We start from the raw sequence: 16,517 nt of genomic DNA on the forward strand, positions 1-16,517 counted from the left end.
TCAGAGGAATCCTCTACTCCTGTAACCCAAAAAAATGTCGCCTGAGAGGATGCCGGGAAAAGAAGTCATCTTATCATAAGCGCCGAATATTACTTGCAATATAGAAAATTAAGTTGAAATAAATCTAGCGTTCTGCAGTGGAAACTTATGCCTTGAAGGAACCCAGCAAACGGTGACGGAAGCGCCGCGATATCAGCCACAGCGCCAGCGCCAGGCCCGTAAACGCCAGTTGGCCCGAGGCCAGCCACAGCACGGAACCGGACAGCAGCGGCGAGATCACGCCGGCCACCACGGCGCCCAGCAAGGTGCTGGCAAACGACTGGCACGAGGCCACCGTGCCGCGGATATGCGGGAACAGGTCGAGCGCCAGCAAGGTCGCGCCCGGCCCCACCAGCGACATGCCGAAAGTGTAGAAGAACAGGGGCAGCACCGACCAGGGCAAGGAGGGCGGCAGGAACAGGTGATACACGACATTGACGCTGGCGGCGCACAGCAGGAAAGCAAAGCCGATGCCGATCTGGCGCGCGAACGTCACCTTGCCGGCGATGCGATTGGCCGCCGCGGCGCCCATGAAGATGCCGCTCACGCAGGGAATGAACAGCCAGCCGAATTGCGATGGCCCCAGGCCTAGCTGCTTGGGCAGCATTTCCGGCGCGGCCGTGATGAACAGGAACAGGCCCGCGAAATTGAGGGCGACGATGCCAGCCTTGATGTGGAACAGGGGCGAGCGCAGGATCTGGCCATAGCTCGACGCGAGGAAGCGCGGATTGAACGGCTGGCGCTTTTCCATCGGCAGGGTTTCGGGCAGGCGCCAATAGCAGAACGCCAGCAGCACCAGCGTGTAAAAGGCGAGGAACAGGAAGATCGAGCGCCAGTCGAACCAGATGACGATCCAGCCACCAAGAATCGGCGCCACCGCAGGGGCGATGGAAAAGATCATCGTCACCAGCGACAGCAGCCGCGCCGCTGCCGCATCGGCATACAGGTCGCGGATGATGGCGCGGCTGATCACCACGCCGGCGCCGGCCGAGACGCCCTGCATGATGCGGAAGAACCACAGGTAGTGCACCGTGTGCGCGGAAGCGCAGCCGAGCGAACCGATGGCAAACATCAGCAGCGATACGAGAATGACGTTGCGCCGGCCGAAGGTATCCGAGATCGCGCCATGCCACAGCACCATGCCGGCAAAGGCCAACATGTAGAACGTCAGCGACTGCTGCACTTCCAGCGGCGACGCTTGCAGCGAACCCTGGATCGCCCCAAACGCGGGCAGATACGTGTCGATCGACAGGGGCCCCAGCATCGACAGCCCGGCCAGCATCATGGCCAGCGCACCGCGGCTCAACGGCGCCATGTGGCTCGGCGTGGGAGGAGGAACGGGGGTAACCGGGTCGGGCGGCACATCGGCCGGAGGGGTGGGAAACATGGCGAATCCAAAGTGGCGCGCGGACCGGTTACGGTCCGCGCGCGTGATACTGCATTTTTTAGCGCGTAAAACACCTGAGAAAACCGTAGCGAGCGGCCGCCAATTGTGGCCGAGAAGCGCAATCGTACAAAAGTACGGTGAGCATCGCAAGCCGCAAGTGGCAACACGCAGTAGGTTTAATCAGATGTTTTTCGGTTTGGCTTCTTCTCTACGGTTGTAGCCGGCGACCATATCAAAGCGGAACAGACGGCATTCCAGCGCGCCGTTGAAGAACGGCGTCTTGCGCGCTTCTTTCAAACGCAGCAGCTTGGGCAGACCCAGGTCGGCCGTGAACAGGAACACGGTCCAGCCGGCAAAGCGCTGCTTCAGGGTCGTGCCCATGGCCGAATAGAAGGACGTCGACAGTTCGTCTTCCGGGATGGTGCTGTCGCCGCGCACGCCGATACGCTCGCCGTACGGCGGGTTGGTCAGCATGATGCCCGGCACGTCGCTTGGCGGCTTGACTTCCTGCGCCTCGATCTGTTTCAAGGGCACGTCGAAGCGCACACCGGCGCAACGCAGGTTATGGCGCGTCATGGCGACCATGTCGCCCGAGATGTCGCTGCCGAAGATGGTCGGTTCTGCCGGCAGCGGATTGACCTTGATGGCATTTTTCATGGCATTCCACGGCGCCGGATCGAAGTCGTGGAAGTTTTCAAACGCGAACTGGCGCGAGGCGCCCGGCGGAATCCCCTGCAGCATCTGCGCCGCTTCGGCCAGGATGGTGCCGGAACCACACATCGGGTCGAACAGCACCATGCCAGGCTTCCAGCCCGACACGCGCAGCAGGCCGGCGGCCAGGTTTTCGCGCAGCGGCGCGTCGCCCGTCTCTTCGCGCCAGCCGCGCTTGAACAGGGCTTCGCCCGAGGTGTCGAGGTACACGGTAAACGTATGCGCATCGAGGAAGCCGACGATGCGCATGTCCGGCGTCTTGGTGTTGACCGACGGACGCTCGTTGAACTGGTCGCGGAAGCGGTCGCAGATCGCATCCTTGATTTTCAGGGTCGTGAACTCCAGGCTGCGCAGCGGCGATTTGACGGCCGTGACGTCGACGCGGATCGTATGGTGCACGCCGAACCAGTCTTCCCAGGATTGCGCCAGGGTCAGGTCATAGATATCGTTTTCCGTCTTGTAGCCGGAATGGGCCATGCGCATCAGCACGCGCGAAGCGATGCGCGAATGCAGGTTGATGCGGTAGGAGTCCAGCAGGTCGCCCGAGCAGTGTACGCCGCCCGGCACCTGGTTATGGACCTTCATGGTCGAACTATCCTGGGCGATCTCGCCCAGTTCCTCGGCCAGCGCCGCTTCCATGCCGCGCGGGCATGGGCAAAAATATGAAGCCATGGTTGGTGTACCCTTATTCCATTGTGTTAAACGCCCGCTAAATTACAGGCGCTGCTTACTACGTTAAAAAATACGACGTTTAAAAAACTGCTTTTTCTTGACTACCCTGCCAGCGCCCGTTCGACAAAATCGAGGCGGTCCTGGCCCCAGTACCCTTCACCATCGACGATGTACCACGGCGAGCCGAACACGGAAGCGGCGGTCGCTGCCTCCGTGTTGGCGTCGTATTCGGCCTGCACGCTGGCCGTCTCCGACGTTTTCAGCAACTGGCGGCCATCAAAACCGGCGTCGAGCGCGATCTGCACCAGGGTTTCCTCGTCGCCGATGTTGCGCTCTTCGGCCCACAGTCCGCGCATGATGGCGTGCGCCAGGTTCAGCGATGCCTCCACGCCGTGCGCCAGGCGCGTGGCGATGATCAGCTTGGCCGACGCTTCCGGCGACACGGGAAAAAACTTGGGCTGCAAGGTCAGGGGAACTTGCAAAAAGGCCGACCAGCGCGCCAGTTCGGCCAAGCGATACGCCTGGCGCTGCGGTGCGCGCTTGGCCAGCGGCAGGCCGCCCGAGACGCTAAAAACCTTGCCCAAGTCGAAGGGCCGCACGTCGATCTGTGCGCCCGTCCTCGCGGCGATGGCCATCAGGCGTGCGTGCCCCAGGTAAGTCCATGGCGAGTGGGGCGCGAAGAAATACTGCACGACTTTGTTCTGACTTGCACTCATCTCGATTCCCTTAGAAAGGCTTGACCACGACCAGCACGACGACGGCCAGCAGCATCACCACCGGCACTTCATTAAACCAGCGGAACCAGGTGTGGCTGCGCTTGTTGAGACCTTTTTCAAACTTGCGCAGGATGGAACCGCAGGCGTGGTGATAGCCGAGCAGCAGCACCACGAACGTCAGCTTGGCGTGCATCCAGCCCGGCATCTTCATGCGGCCCTCGCCGCCACCGTACAGCATCCACATCAACGCCAACCCCAGCACCATGGCCGGCAGCGCCAGCAGCGACATGAAGCGGTACAGCTTGCGCGCCATCAGCAGCAGGCGCTCGGTGGCCACCGTTTCCGTCTCCATCGCCAAATTCACGAAGATGCGCGGCAAATAAAACAGGCCGGCAAACCAGGACATGACGAAGATGATGTGGAAGGCTTTGGTCCAGAGAAAGAGCATGGGGTTCCCAGTGTCAGAGGTGGAGAGAAACGAGAGCGCGGGCCGCCTTGTGGGCAGCCCGCGAAAGAGACTATTTTCGTACTTCGCCGTGGCCAAAGACCACGTACTTGAGCGAGGTCAGGCCTTCCAGTCCCACCGGGCCGCGTGCGTGCAGCTTGTCGTTCGAAATGCCGATCTCGGCGCCCAGGCCATATTCAAAACCGTCGGCAAAGCGCGTCGACGCGTTCACCATCACCGAGGCGGAATCGACTTCGCGCAGGAAGCGCAGCGCATCGCTGTAGTCTTCCGTGATGATCGATTCCGTATGCTTCGATGAATACTGGTTGATGTGGTCCATCGCTTCGTCGATGCCGTCGACGACCTTCACCGACAGAATCGCCGCCAGGTATTCGGTGCGCCAGTCTTCCTCGGTGGCGGGCACAAGGTGCGGATAAGCAGCGGCGGCCAGGATCGCATGGCTTTCCGGATCGGCGCGCAGTTCCACCTGCTTGGTCAGGTACAGTTCGGCCAGCTGCGGCAGCACGGTCGCGGCGACGGCGCGCGACACCAGCAGCGTTTCCATGGTATTGCAGGTGCCGTAGCGGTGGCACTTCGCGTTGAAGCCGATATCGATCGCCTTCCTGATATCGGCCTTGGCGTCGATATAGACGTGGCAAATGCCATCGAGGTGCTTGATCATCGGCACGGTGGCCTCATCCATCAGGCGCGCGATCAGGCCCTTGCCGCCGCGCGGCACGATGACGTCCACGTACTGCGGCATGGTGATCAGGGCACCGACGGCGGCGCGGTCGGTGGTGTCGATGACTTGCACGGCATCGGCCGGCAAGCCGGCTCCCTGCAAGCCCTCGGCCACCAGCTTGGCCAGCGCGCGGTTGCAGTGAATCGCTTCCGAGCCGCCGCGCAAGATCGTCGCGTTGCCGCTCTTGATGCACAGGCCGGCCGCGTCCACCGTCACGTTCGGACGCGCTTCATAGATGATGCCGATGACGCCCAGCGGCACGCGCATCTGGCCCACCTGGATGCCCGTCGGGCGGAACTTCATGTTCGAGATTTCGCCGATCGGATCGGCCAGCGACACGATCTGCGTCAAGCCTTCGACCATGGTGGCAATGGCAGCGTCGGATAGCGTCAGGCGGTCGAGCATGGCCGGCGCCAGGCCGGCGGCGGCGGCCGCATCGAGGTCGCGCTGGTTCGCCGCGCGCAGCAGGTCGGCATCGCGCACGATGGCGGCGGCGATCAGGCTCAAGGCGCGGTTACGCGTGGCGCTGTCGGCACGCGCCATGGCGCGCGAGGCGGCGCGCGCGCGCGTGCCCACGTCCTGCATATATTCTGTGATGTCCATGCTCGTATCCATATAGTAAAAAACTAGCCTCGGGCGATCTTCAGGCCCAACTGCAGCATGGCATCCCAGGCATCGCCCGCGTAGCCCTTGGCGCGCAAGCCCTTGATCATCTTGTCCACCTGCGCCGCCTGCTGCAGCGCCGCTTCCAGCACGGGTAGCGAAATGCGCCGCAGGGCCGGTTCCATCATCCGCTCGCGCGGCCCCCAGATGCGGTATTCCTTCAGCAGCGCGCCCAATGGACGCCCTTGCGCCATGCCCGCCTTCAATTTTAACAGCGTGCGGATTTCTTCGGAGACGGCCCACAAGACCAGCGGCAGCGCCTCGCCCTCGCCTTTCAAGCCTTCGAGCATGCGCACCAGGCGCGCCGGGTCGCCGGCCAGCATGGCTTCGGACAGCTTGAAGACATCATAGCGGGCCACGTTCAACACCGCGTCCTGCACTTGTTCGTATGTCAGCTTGCCCACGGCATGCAGCAAGCCCAGTTTCTGGATTTCCTGGTGCGCCGCCAGCAAGTTACCTTCCACCCGTTCGGCGATGAAGTCGATGCTGGCCCGTTCGGCGCTTTGTCCCTGCGCGGCTAGGCGCTGGGATATCCAGGCCGGCAACTGCGCCCGTTCCACATTCGGAATGTCGATATACACGGCCGCCTGCTGCAGGCTGGCGACCCAGGCCGCCTTCTGCGTGGCCCAATCCAGCTTGGGCAAGGTGATCAGGGTCAGGTTGTCTGGACTGAGGTTTTTCGCGTAGCTTTGCAGCGCCGCGCCGCCATCCTTGCCCGGCTTGCCGGTGGGGATGCGCAACTCGATCATTTTCTTGTCACCGAACAGCGACAGCTCCTGGTTCGCCGCCAGCAGTTCGCCCCACTTGAAGCTGCGCTCCACCGTCAGCACGTCGCGCTCGGAGTAACCCTGCGCGCGCGCCGCGCGGCGGATCTTGTCGGCCGCTTCCAGCGCCAGCAGGTGTTCGTCGCTGGTGATCACATACAGCTGCGCCAGCGGCTTGGCCACATGCCCATCGAGCGCGTCTATCCGCAATTGCATGGCGTCCCCGTTACTGCTGCGGAGCTGCCGGCGCGACCGGCGTCACGGGCGCCACTGGCGCCACCGACATGGCCGGCAGCACCGGCTTGATGGCGGCCAGGCGGCGCATGATCTGCTGCACCAGGTCGTTGCGCATGTCGCGGTACAGCGCCGCTTCTTCCGTTTCCTTGGCCAGTACCTGCGATTCATCGAAGGTAATCGGACGCACCAGGCTGATGGTCGTCGGCGCCAGCAACTGGTTGCCGGCCTTGTCCACCACGCGGAAATTGATCGAATAGCCAAGTTGATACTCTTGTACCCGGCCATTTTTGTTCAGCGACAAAATGGTCTTGGTCTGATTCCTCTCCGGGTCGCTGAGCACTTCAAGGACGGCGTCGGCGCCATCCCTGGTGTTCACCACTTCCGTGCTGCCGATGGCGCGGATATAGCGCTTCAGGCCGATCGCCAGCGGCGACGTGTCGGGCAAGCCGATGTACATCGTCGCGAACGGCAGCATGAAACTGCCGTTCGAACCGCGCAAATGAAAGCCGCAGGCCGACAGCAAAACAGTCAGGCCCAAGGCCAGCACGGCGCGGCGGCCCAACAGCGATACGGAAGAGGAAGTCGTCATGATTACACCACGATGCTGATTAACTTGCCTGGCACGACGATGATCTTCTTCGGCGTGGTCTCGACGTACTTCTGCACACTTTCGCACGCCAGCGCAGCCGCTTCGATGCTGGCCTTGTCCGCATCCTTGGACACGGTGATCGAGCCGCGCAGCTTGCCGTTCACCTGGATCATCATCTCGATCTCGGACTGCTCCAATGCAGCCGGGTCGACTTGCGGCCAGGCGACGTTCAACAGGTCGCCGTGCACGCCCGCGTAGCCCAGTTCTTGCCACAGCACGTGGGTGATGTGCGGCGCGACGGGGTTGAGCAGGCGCAGGAAGATGGAGAAGCCTTCAGCGATCAGCGCCTTCGACTGCGCGCTATCGTCCAGTTTGGCCGATTCCAGCGTGTTGAGCATCTTCATGCAGGCCGATACCACGGTGTTGTACTGGATGCGCTTCAAGTCGTAATCGGCTTGCTGCAGCAGCTTGTGCAATTCGCGGCGCAGGTTTTTCTGCGCGTCGCCCGTGGCCGGTGCGGCGCCGCCAGCCAGCGCGGCTTGAATCGTCGCTGACTGCGCATAGCCGAAGTTCCACACGCGGCGCAGGAAGCGGTTCGCGCCTTCGACACCGCTGCCCGACCATTCCAGCGTCTGTTCCGGCGGCGAAGCGAACATGGTAAACAAACGGGCCGTGTCGGCGCCGTACTGCTCGATCTGCGCTTGCGGGTCGATGCCGTTGTTCTTCGACTTCGACATCTTTTCCGTGCCGCCGATTTCCACCGGCTGGCCGTCGGCCACCAGGATGGCGGATTGCGGACGGCCCTTGTCATCGAGCGATAGGCGCACGTCGTCCGGGTTGAACCAGGTGGTCTTGCCCGCGGCATCCTTGCGGAAGTAGGTTTCGTTGAGCACCATGCCCTGCGTCAGCAGGTTGACGAATGGCTCGTCGAACTTGACCAGGCCGAAATCGCGCATGATCTTGGTCCAGAAGCGCGCGTACAGCAAATGCATGACGGCGTGTTCGATGCCGCCGATGTACTGGTCCATCGGCATCCAGTAATCGTTGCGCGCGTCGACCATCGCGTCGTTCGAGCCTGGCGAGGTATAGCGCATGTAATACCACGACGAATCGACGAAGGTATCCATGGTGTCCGTCTCGCGGCGCGCCGGCTTGCCGCACTGCGGGCAGTCGCACTGCAGGAAGGCTTCGTATTTGTTCAGCGGATTGCCCGTGCCGTCCGGCACGCAGTCTTCCGGCAGCACCACTGGCAAGTCTTTTTCCGGCACCGGCACCACGCCGCAATCGGCGCAATGGATCATCGGGATCGGCGTGCCCCAGTAGCGCTGGCGCGAAATGCCCCAGTCGCGCAGGCGGAACGTGGTTTTCTTCTCGCCCAGGCCCAGTTCGGCCAGGTCGGCAGCCACCGCATCGACGGCGGAAGCGAAATGCAGGCCGTCGTATTTGCCGGAAGCGACGCAGACGCCATCCTTGCTGCCATACGATTCCTGCCAGGCGTCGGTCGAGAATTCCTGGCCCTTGACTTCGATGACTTGCTTGATCGGCAGGTCGTATTTCTTGGCAAAGCCGAAATCGCGTTCATCGTGCGCCGGCACGCCCATCACGGCGCCATCGCCGTAGGTGATCAGCACGTAGTTGCCGACCCAGACTTCCACCTGCGCACCCGTCAGCGGATGGGTGACGAACAGGCCGGTCGGCATGCCCTTCTTCTCCATCGTTGCCATATCCGCTTCAATCACGGAACCGAGCTTGCATTCGGCGTTGAAGGCGGCCAGCGCAGGATTGCTTTGCGCGGCGTGGATGGCCAGCGGATGCTCGGCGGCCACGGCGCAGAAGGTCACGCCCATGACGGTGTCCGGACGGGTAGTAAACACATACAGCTTGCCGTCGCCGATCAGGGCGCCATTCGCGTCCTTGATGTCATGCGGGAAGGCGAAGCGCACGCCTGTCGACTTGCCGATCCAGTTGGTCTGCATGGTGCGCACGCGCTCGGGCCAGCCCGGCAGCTTATCATCCACATACGCCAGCAATTCTTCCGCATAATCGGTGATGCGCGCGTAGTACATGGGAATTTCGCGCTTTTCGATCAGCGCGCCCGAACGCCAACCGCGGCCGTCGACCACTTGTTCATTGGCCAGCACGGTCTGGTCGATCGGGTCCCAGTTCACGGTACCGGTCTTCTTGTAGATGATGCCTTTTTCCAGCATCTTGAGGAACATCCACTGGTTCCATTTGTAGTATTCGGGCTTGCAGGCGGTCATTTCGCGCGACCAGTCGATGGCCAGACCCATCGATTCCATCTGCTGCTTCATGTGGGCGATGTTCGAATACGTCCATTGCGCGGGCGGCACGTTGTTGGCCATGGCCGCGTTTTCCGCCGGCATGCCGAACGCATCCCAGCCCATCGGCATCAGCACGTTGTAGCCGTTCATGCGCAGGTAGCGGTACATCACGTCATTGATCGTATAGTTGCGCACGTGACCCATGTGCAGCTTGCCCGAAGGGTAAGGCAGCATCGAGCAGGCAAAATACTTGCCTTTTGGGAAACGCGGGTCGTGTTCGACGGCTTTATAGGCGTCGATCGCCTTCCAGTGCGATTGGGCGGCTTGTTCGACGTCGGCGGGACTATATTTATCTTGCATGATGTGCGGCCAATAGTGGATATGAACCGAGCATTATACTGGTTGTCGCCGCCCGATAGCGCGGCGCGCCGGCGGCCCGGTCTCGCATATTTCGGCCGGCGCACAATTATGCTATGTCGTATGCAACAATACATATGCCACAATCTTGTTCTTTGCATCAACGCCGGCCATGATCGTCTACCAGGAATATCCGCCCATCCCCGCCCTTCGGCCGTGGCTGGACTGCGTCTGGACGTGCCGCGTGCAGACGGGCGCCACGCCCCTCACGCACCAGGTCTTGCCGGACAATTGCATCGACATCCTGTGCCAGGACCAGCAGGACGCCAGCTTTGCCGTCGGCATGATGACGGCGCCGATTGCCATCGTCAGCCAGGGTCTCGTGCAGACGGTGGCGGCCCGCTTCAAGCCGGGCGCGGCGGCACGCTTTTTCCAGCTGCCCTTGTGCGAACTCAACGATGGCCGCACGGGCTTGCAGCAACTGTGGGGCCGCGAGCTGGCGGCGCGCCTCGGTGACGCGCTGTGGAGCGAGCCCTTGTCCAATACGCAAAGAATTTCCATTTTGCAAGATTATCTGCTGCTGCGCCTGCGCGCCGCGCCGCCACGGCGCCAGGCCGGCGCGGCCGAACATGCCATCGCGGCCATCGAGCGCGCATCCGGCCAGGTGCGCGTGGAGGGCCTGGCGCAGCAACTGGGCGTGTCGCGCCAGCACCTGACGCTGCAATTTCGCCAGCAAGTCGGCATCAGCCCGAAGCTGTTTGCCCGCATCTGCCGTTTTCGCGCCGCCAGCCAGGGCCTGACAAGCTTGGCGGGACAGCCGGACTGGGCGCAAGTGGCCTTGCAATATGGTTATTTCGACCAGTCACACCTGATCCACGACTTCCAGGATTTCGCCCGCAGCTCGCCCGAGGCGTGGCTGTCGGGCCGGCGTGCATGACCACCTTCCATTTTTCCAATCGCGCGGCGCGCGCCGGTGGCATCATGGCGCCAGGTATTTCGCCGACTATTTCAACCAACAGGAGCAGAACATGATCAAGGGCTTGCGCACCGTCACCTACCCCGTCCCCGACCTGGACAAGGCCAAGGCCTGGTACAGCCAGGTTTTCAGCACGGCGCCCTATTTCGACCAGCCGTTCTATGTCGGCTTTGCCATCGGCGGCTTCGAGCTGGGCCTGCTGCCGGGCGGCGAAGCGGGCACGCAGGGCAGCGTGACGTACTGGGGCGTGGACGGCATCGAACAGGAAGTCGAGCGCATCGTTGCGCTGGGCGGCACCCTGCACCACCCGATCACGGACGTGGGCGACGGCATCCGCACGGTGGAATTGCTCGACCCGTTCGGCAACCAGATCGGCCTGATCGACAATCCCCATTTCGACACGGCCAAGGTGGTTTGAATTGCCTCAGGCGGCTTCGCCCTGCAGCCATAGCCGGAACTGCTGCAAGGCCGTCTTTTCATGTGCCGTTTCGGGCGTGATCAGGTAATACGCGCGCTGGCCGCGCAGTGGGCGCTCGCATGCGATCTGCAATTCGCCGCGCGCCAGTTCCGCTTCGACCAGCATGCGTGGCAGCAAGACCACGCCCTGCCCTTGCACGGCCGCCATGGCCAGCATGGAAAACAGTTCATAGCGGGCGCCGTAGTGCGCCCCGTCGCGCCCCTCGCCCTCGACCTGCATGGCGTCAAACCACTGGCGCCAGGCGCCCGGGCGCGTACTTTGTTGCAACAAAGTTAATTCCAATAAATCCTGCGGCTGCCAGTCGCTGCGCGCCGCCAGCAGGCGGGGGCTGGCGACGGGCACGATTTCTTCGTGCATGAGCAAGGTGGCGCGCGTGCCGGGCCAGCGCGCCAGTTGCTCGGGCGTGCCCGCGTACAGGGCGCCGTCGTATTCCGTATCGGCAAACATGAACGGTTTTGTATACGCATCGATATGCACGACGATGTCCGGATGCAAGTCCGCCAGCGAAGACAGCCGCGGCATCAGCCAGCGCGTGGCAAACGTGGGCACGGAAGCGAGCTGCAAGGCGCCGCCGCCGCCCTGTCGCGCCATGGTGTCGAGCGTGTCGCGCTCCAGGCCATCGAGGCGGGCAGCGATCTGCCGCGCATACGCGGCGCCGGCGCTGGTCAGCAGCACGCCATGGCGCGTGCGCTGGAACAGTTGCACGCCAAGAAAAGTTTCCAGGGATGAAATCTGGCGCGACACGGCGCTTTGCGTCAGCGACAGTTCGCGCGCCGCGTGCGTGTAGCTCTGGTGCCGCGCAGCCGCCTCGAAACAATTTAACGCTTGCAGCATGGGGATTTTGCGTGACATGGGAATATCCGGCCGGTAAAAGAACGCCAGTATGCCGCAAGATATGCGCAGCACGCATGTCTGGGTGCGAAAAAATCGTTTGCGCAAGGCTAGGCAAAAATCTACCATGAGTCATATTCAATCTTGCGCCGATCACCGGCGCTCACCTGCGAGGCCTGTGATGAGCAAAACCGTATTCGACTGGAATTCCCCCCTGCTGCTGGAAGAACAACTGACGGGCGACGAACGCGCCGTGCTGGAAGCGGCCCGCGATTATTGCCAGGGCAGCTTGGTGCCGCGCGTGCTCGAATCGTTCCGCCATGGCCGCACGGACGCCGCCATCTTCCGCGAAATGGGTGAACTGGGCTTGCTGGGCACCACCATTCCCGAGGAATACGGCGGTGCCGGCCTGAACTATGTCTGCTACGGCCTGGCCGCGCGCGAAGTGGAACGCGTCGATTCGGGCTACCGCTCGATGATGAGCGTGCAATCGTCGCTGGTGATGGTGCCGATCAACGCTTTCGGCAACGAAGAAACCAAACAGAAATACCTGCCGAAACTGGCGACGGGCGAATACATCGGCTGCTTCGGCCTGACGGAACCGAACCACGGCTCCGACCCTGGCAGCATGGTCACGCGCGCGCGCAAGGTGCCGGGCGGCTATAGCCTGTCGGGCGCCAAGATGTGGATCACCAACAGCCCGATTGCCGACGTGTTCGTCGTCTGGGCCAAGGATGATGAAGGCGCGATCCGCGGCTTCGTGCTGGAAAAAGGCTGGAAAGGCCTGTCGGCGCCGGAAATCCACGGCAAGGTCGGCTTGCGCACCAGCATCACGGGCGAAATCGTCATGGATGAAGTATTTTGCCCGGAAGAAAACGCCTTCCCGGACGTGCGCGGCTTGAAAGGCCCGTTCACCTGCCTGAACAGCGCCCGCTACGGCATCGCCTGGGGCGCGCTGGGCGCGGCCGAAGACTGCTACCTGAAGGCCCGCCAGTACACGATGGACCGCCAGCAATTCGGCCGCCCTCTTGCTGCAAATCAACTGGTGCAAAAGAAACTGGCCGACATGTTGACGGAAATCACCATGGGCTTGCAAGGCTGCTTGCGCCTAGGCCGCATGAAGGATGAAGGCTCGCCGGCCGTGGAAATCACGTCCATCATGAAACGCAACAGCTGCGGCAAGGCGCTGGACATCGCTCGCGTGGCGCGCGACATGATGGGCGGCAATGGCATTTCCGACGAGTTCGGCGTCATCCGCCACCTGGTCAACCTGGAAGTGGTCAACACCTACGAAGGCACGCACGATGTGCACGCGCTGATCATCGGCCGCGCCATCACCGGCATCGCCGCGTTCAACTAATGGACGCCTTGGCTTCCACCCTGCGGCCCGCACCGCTGACCGGCTTGCGCGTGCTGGACCTGTCGCGCGTGCTGGCCGGCCCGTGGGCCGGACAAATGCTGGCCGACCTGGGCGCCGACGTGGTCAAGGTTGAACAACCGGGCCGCGGCGACGACACGCGCTCCTGGGGGCCGCCGTATCTGAAAGACGAGGATGGCCGCGACACCGCCGAGGCCGCCTACTTCCAGTGCGCCAACCGCAACAAGCGCTCCCTGTGCATCGACCTGGCCGCCCCGGAAGGGCAAGCCCTGGTGCGCCGGCTGGCCGCCGAGGCGGACGTGCTGCTGGAAAATTTCAAGCTGGATGGCTTGAAGCAATACGGCCTGGACGCGGCAAGCTTGCTGGAACTCAACCCGCGCCTCGTCTACTGCTCGATTACCGGCTTCGGCCAGGATGGGCCGTACGCGGCGCGCGCCGGCTATGACTTTTTGATCCAGGGCATGGGCGGCTTGATGAGCATCACGGGCGTGCCCGATGGCCAGCCGGGCGCCGGGCCGCAAAAAGTGGGCGTGGCGCAGACGGACATCCTGACGGGCTTGTACGCCACCATCGCCGTGCAGGCGGCGCTGGCCGAACGGGAACGCTCGGGCCTGGGCCAGCATATCGACCTGGCCTTGCTCGACGTGCAAGTGGCGGCGCTAGGCAACCAGGCCGCCAATTACCTGTGCGGCGGCAAAGTGCCCCAGCGCATGGGCAATGCGCATCCGAACATTGTTCCATATCAAGACTTTCCCACGGCCGACGGCGACATGATTCTGGCGATCGGCAACGATGGGCAATTCTCGCGCTTTTGCGCCGTCGCCGGCCATCCGGAATGGGCGCAGGACGAACGTTTCGCCACCAATCCGCAGCGCGTGGCGCACCGGGCAATCCTGATTCCCCTGATGCGCCAGGCCACGGTGATGCGCACGACGGCCGAGTGGATCAGCGCCTTCGAGGCGCAAGCCGTGCCGTGCGGCCCCGTCAACCGCATCGACCAGGTCTTTGCCGACCCGCAAGTGGTGGCGCGCGGCTTGAAAGTGGAGATGCCGCATCCGACGGCGGGCACGGTGGCGCTGGTGGCCAATCCCGTGCGCCTGTCGGGCTCGCCGGTGCAGTACCGCTTGCCGCCGCCATTGCTGGGACAGCATACCCAGGAGGTGCTGCAGCAATGGCTGGGCCTTGATGGCGGCCAGATCGACGGCTTGCGCGAACGCAAGGTCGTCTAAAGAAAAACGCCGGGCAGTGGCAACACTGTCCGGCGTTTTTTTATCGATTCAGCCTTATTTCAGCACCAGTTTCAGCGCCGGTTTTTCACCGTAATCTTCATAGCGCTCGTTGATGCCGGCGATACAGAACGTGATTTCTTCCAGTAAATCAGGCACTTGCGCCTTCATGCTTTCGGCGTCCTGCACCACGATGTCGAGCACTTCGTTCGGTTTCAAACGGAACTGCGTCATGTTTTCGTCGTCGCGCAGATAGCTGAGGCAATCGACCCAGGCATCCATGCTGTTGCCGTAAAACTCGGGGAAACCGAAGGCTTGCACGCATTGCGCGTGGAAGCTCGCTGCGTCGGTGATGTCTTTTCCATTCAGGATGGCAGTGGCCATGGTCTTCCTCAGTTCTTCAGCGACAGCACATCCTGCATGTCGAACAGGCCCGTGGGCTTGTCGGCCAGGAAACGCGCGGCGCGCAGGGCGCCATGGGCGTAGGTGACGCGGCTGCTCGACTTGTGGCTGATCTCGATGCGCTCGCCGATGCCGGCAAACAACACCGTATGGTCGCCAACGATATCGCCGCCGCGGATGGTGGCAAAGCCGATGGTCGACGGGTCGCGTTCGCCCGTCACGCCTTCGCGGCCGTACACGGCGCATTCCTTCAAGTCGCGTCCCAGGGCGCCGGCCACCACTTCCCCCATTTGCAGGGCCGTGCCCGACGGCGCATCGACCTTGAAGCGGTGATGGGCTTCGATAATTTCAATGTCGTAGCCTTCTGACAAGCTTTTCGCGGCCAGTTCCAGCAATTTCATGGTGACATTCACGCCCACGCTCATGTTCGGCGCGAACATGATGGCCGTCTTTTCGGCGGCGGCGGCAATGGCAGCCTTGCCAGCGTCATCGAAACCGGTGGTGCCGATGATCATCTTGATGCCGTGCTCGGCACAATACGCCAGGTGCTGCAAAGTGCCTTCCGGACGCGTGAAATCGATCAGGAAGTCGGCGTTCGCCAGGCCCTTCGCCAGGTCGGACTGCGTCAGCACGCCGGCCGGCTTGCCGAGGAAGGCGGCCGCATCCTGTCCGATCGATGGCGAACCGGCACGGTCGAGCGCGCCGGCCAGCACGGCGTCGGGCGCATTGCTGACCGCTTCGATCAGGATATGGCCCATGCGGCCGCTGGCGCCAGCGATGGCAATTTTCAGTTCAGTCATTTTATTCTCTTACAGCAACTTATTTGGTGGGTTCGGCAGCGGGTGCAGGTGCAGGCTCGGCGGCAGGCGCAGGCGTCACTTCCGGCTTGCTCACAGGAATGGCGGGTGCGGCATCGGCCGGCACGGGCACGGCGCTCGGCGCCACGGGCGACGGCACGGCGGCGGCTGGCGCGTCGGCCTTGGCGACCTTGGCGAACGGCGACGGACCGGCGATGCGGTCGATGTATTCTTTCTCCGTCGGCAAGTTACCGCCTTCGAAACGTTCAACCTTGCCATCCTTGCCGAAGTACACGACCACGCGGCTGCTGGTGGTTTCGCCACTGCCCCGTGCCAGGCGGAATGGATAATCCCAGCGGTCGGCATGGAAGATATCGGTCAGCAGCGAGGTACCGAGGACGAAACGCACCTGGTCGCGCGTCATGCCCACTTTCAACTGGGCCAGCATCTCTTCGGAGACAAAGTTGCCTTGTTGAATGTCAGGACGGTAGGGCGAGAAAAACCACATGAATTTCTGCAGCGGCGTAATGGTGGTCGTTTGTGCGCCCTGTTCGGGAACCAGTTCCTTGCCTTCTTTTTGAGCAGCTGCCGGCTTTTCGCCCAGGATGCCACGGTTGGCGCAGCCGGACATGGCCAGCGCGACACAGACCATGCCTGCCAAGACTGGTGCTCGAAATGGAATACGGTGCCAGAGAGATGGCAATACAGCCGGTGTTACGCGCATAAATGACCTCAATTGGATGAACAAAACGCCAGGAGTGACCGGCCCGCCAAAAAAAAGCATATTTTGGCACTCCCCGACAAAACGCTATATGATAAAGCACC

The 16,517-nt window shown here is 62.5% G+C and carries 16 protein-coding genes; 4 read left to right on the forward strand and 12 right to left on the reverse strand.

The window, feature by feature from the left end; genetic code table 11:
• Window positions 1–145: 145 nt before the first annotated feature.
• From O0879_RS17320 to leuS, 8 genes are all read right to left on the reverse strand, one after another.
• On the reverse strand, window positions 146–1,426 hold the full coding sequence (locus O0879_RS17320; RefSeq protein WP_218965298.1) for a multidrug effflux MFS transporter: 1,281 nt from the start codon (window positions 1,424–1,426) through the stop codon (window positions 146–148).
• A 180-nt stretch (window positions 1,427–1,606) separates the two neighbouring features.
• The gene (locus tag O0879_RS17325) at window positions 1,607–2,776 is read right to left on the reverse strand and encodes a class I SAM-dependent RNA methyltransferase (protein ID WP_289900338.1); all 1,170 of its coding nucleotides are present in this window, start codon (window positions 2,774–2,776) and stop codon (window positions 1,607–1,609) included.
• Between the two features lie 134 nt (window positions 2,777–2,910).
• Entirely contained in the window at window positions 2,911–3,525 is a 615-nt protein-coding gene (locus O0879_RS17330; protein ID WP_077408767.1) for a 2-hydroxychromene-2-carboxylate isomerase, read from the reverse strand.
• 10 nt (window positions 3,526–3,535) lie between these two features.
• The gene (locus O0879_RS17335; protein ID WP_034745744.1) at window positions 3,536–3,973 is read right to left on the reverse strand and encodes a CopD family protein; all 438 of its coding nucleotides are present in this window, start codon (window positions 3,971–3,973) and stop codon (window positions 3,536–3,538) included.
• A 70-nt stretch (window positions 3,974–4,043) separates the two neighbouring features.
• Window positions 4,044–5,315: a glutamate-5-semialdehyde dehydrogenase gene (locus O0879_RS17340; RefSeq protein ID WP_289907325.1), complete on the reverse strand. Its 1,272-nt coding sequence runs from the start codon at window positions 5,313–5,315 to the stop codon at window positions 4,044–4,046.
• A gap of 23 nt (window positions 5,316–5,338) precedes the next feature.
• Complete coding sequence (gene holA, locus O0879_RS17345) at window positions 5,339–6,355, reverse strand: DNA polymerase III subunit delta (protein WP_289917719.1); 1,017 nt, start codon at window positions 6,353–6,355, stop codon at window positions 5,339–5,341.
• Between the two features lie 10 nt (window positions 6,356–6,365).
• The gene (gene lptE / locus O0879_RS17350) at window positions 6,366–6,965 is read right to left on the reverse strand and encodes an LPS assembly lipoprotein LptE (RefSeq protein ID WP_289912764.1); all 600 of its coding nucleotides are present in this window, start codon (window positions 6,963–6,965) and stop codon (window positions 6,366–6,368) included.
• Window positions 6,966–6,967: 2 nt separating this feature from the next.
• Window positions 6,968–9,607, reverse strand: coding sequence for a leucine--tRNA ligase (leuS, locus tag O0879_RS17355; RefSeq protein WP_289917720.1), 2,640 nt, complete (start codon window positions 9,605–9,607; stop codon window positions 6,968–6,970).
• 145 nt (window positions 9,608–9,752) lie between these two features.
• Here leuS and O0879_RS17360 point away from each other — a divergent pair, with 145 nt between their 5' ends.
• Window positions 9,753–10,541, forward strand: a complete 789-nt coding sequence (locus O0879_RS17360; protein ID WP_289917721.1) for a helix-turn-helix domain-containing protein — start codon at window positions 9,753–9,755, stop codon at window positions 10,539–10,541.
• 91 nt (window positions 10,542–10,632) lie between these two features.
• Window positions 10,633–10,998, forward strand: a complete 366-nt coding sequence (locus tag O0879_RS17365; protein ID WP_099668332.1) for a VOC family protein — start codon at window positions 10,633–10,635, stop codon at window positions 10,996–10,998.
• A gap of 6 nt (window positions 10,999–11,004) precedes the next feature.
• On the opposite strand, the gene O0879_RS17370 is transcribed toward O0879_RS17365, so the two are convergent.
• A complete protein-coding gene (locus O0879_RS17370) occupies window positions 11,005–11,910 on the reverse strand; it encodes a LysR substrate-binding domain-containing protein (RefSeq protein WP_289907318.1) in 906 nt (301 codons plus the stop codon).
• 160 nt (window positions 11,911–12,070) lie between these two features.
• On the opposite strand from O0879_RS17370, the gene O0879_RS17375 reads away from it, so the two are divergent.
• Window positions 12,071–13,249, forward strand: a complete 1,179-nt coding sequence (locus O0879_RS17375) for an acyl-CoA dehydrogenase (RefSeq protein WP_034745726.1) — start codon at window positions 12,071–12,073, stop codon at window positions 13,247–13,249.
• Entirely contained in the window at window positions 13,249–14,496 is a 1,248-nt protein-coding gene (locus O0879_RS17380; RefSeq protein ID WP_289917723.1) for a CaiB/BaiF CoA-transferase family protein, read from the forward strand. The genes O0879_RS17375 and O0879_RS17380 overlap by 1 nt, the downstream gene beginning before the upstream one ends.
• A 54-nt stretch (window positions 14,497–14,550) precedes the next feature.
• Here O0879_RS17380 and O0879_RS17385 read toward each other — a convergent pair whose 3' ends face one another.
• Genes O0879_RS17385 through O0879_RS17395 form a run of 3 tightly spaced genes read right to left on the reverse strand, consistent with a single transcriptional unit; the run spans window position 14,551 to window position 16,344 of the window.
• A complete protein-coding gene (locus O0879_RS17385) occupies window positions 14,551–14,877 on the reverse strand; it encodes a barstar family protein (RefSeq protein WP_099666271.1) in 327 nt (108 codons plus the stop codon).
• A gap of 8 nt (window positions 14,878–14,885) precedes the next feature.
• Window positions 14,886–15,695, reverse strand: coding sequence for a 4-hydroxy-tetrahydrodipicolinate reductase (dapB, locus tag O0879_RS17390; protein WP_099666270.1), 810 nt, complete (start codon window positions 15,693–15,695; stop codon window positions 14,886–14,888).
• A gap of 19 nt (window positions 15,696–15,714) precedes the next feature.
• Window positions 15,715–16,344: an outer membrane protein assembly factor BamE gene (locus tag O0879_RS17395; protein ID WP_099666269.1), complete on the reverse strand. Its 630-nt coding sequence runs from the start codon at window positions 16,342–16,344 to the stop codon at window positions 15,715–15,717.
• Window positions 16,345–16,517: the final 173 nt, after the last annotated feature.

The sequence above is a fragment of the Janthinobacterium sp. SUN120 genome (assembly GCF_030397735.1).
Classification (GTDB): domain Bacteria; phylum Pseudomonadota; class Gammaproteobacteria; order Burkholderiales; family Burkholderiaceae_D; genus Janthinobacterium; species Janthinobacterium kumbetense.

Coding starts and splice junctions, on each gene's coding strand:
- O0879_RS17320 (WP_218965298.1), bottom strand. CDS start 1,426: ATGTTTCCCACCCCTCCGGCCGATGTGCCGCCCGACCCGGTTACCCCC.
- O0879_RS17325 (WP_289900338.1), bottom strand. CDS start 2,776: ATGGAAGCGGCGCTGGCCGAGGAACTGGGCGAGATCGCCCAGGATAGT.
- O0879_RS17330 (WP_077408767.1), bottom strand. CDS start 3,525: ATGAGTGCAAGTCAGAACAAAGTCGTGCAGTATTTCTTCGCGCCCCAC.
- O0879_RS17335 (WP_034745744.1), bottom strand. CDS start 3,973: ATGCTCTTTCTCTGGACCAAAGCCTTCCACATCATCTTCGTCATGTCC.
- O0879_RS17340 (WP_289907325.1), bottom strand. CDS start 5,315: ATGGACATCACAGAATATATGCAGGACGTGGGCACGCGCGCGCGCGCC.
- holA (WP_289917719.1), bottom strand. CDS start 6,355: ATGCAATTGCGGATAGACGCGCTCGATGGGCATGTGGCCAAGCCGCTG.
- lptE (WP_289912764.1), bottom strand. CDS start 6,965: ATGACGACTTCCTCTTCCGTATCGCTGTTGGGCCGCCGCGCCGTGCTG.
- leuS (WP_289917720.1), bottom strand. CDS start 9,607: ATGCAAGATAAATATAGTCCCGCCGACGTCGAACAAGCCGCCCAATCG.
- O0879_RS17365 (WP_099668332.1), top strand. CDS start 10,633: ATGATCAAGGGCTTGCGCACCGTCACCTACCCCGTCCCCGACCTGGAC.
- O0879_RS17370 (WP_289907318.1), bottom strand. CDS start 11,910: ATGTCACGCAAAATCCCCATGCTGCAAGCGTTAAATTGTTTCGAGGCG.
- O0879_RS17375 (WP_034745726.1), top strand. CDS start 12,071: ATGAGCAAAACCGTATTCGACTGGAATTCCCCCCTGCTGCTGGAAGAA.
- O0879_RS17380 (WP_289917723.1), top strand. CDS start 13,249: ATGGACGCCTTGGCTTCCACCCTGCGGCCCGCACCGCTGACCGGCTTG.
- O0879_RS17385 (WP_099666271.1), bottom strand. CDS start 14,877: ATGGCCACTGCCATCCTGAATGGAAAAGACATCACCGACGCAGCGAGC.
- dapB (WP_099666270.1), bottom strand. CDS start 15,695: ATGACTGAACTGAAAATTGCCATCGCTGGCGCCAGCGGCCGCATGGGC.
- O0879_RS17395 (WP_099666269.1), bottom strand. CDS start 16,344: ATGGTCTGTGTCGCGCTGGCCATGTCCGGCTGCGCCAACCGTGGCATC.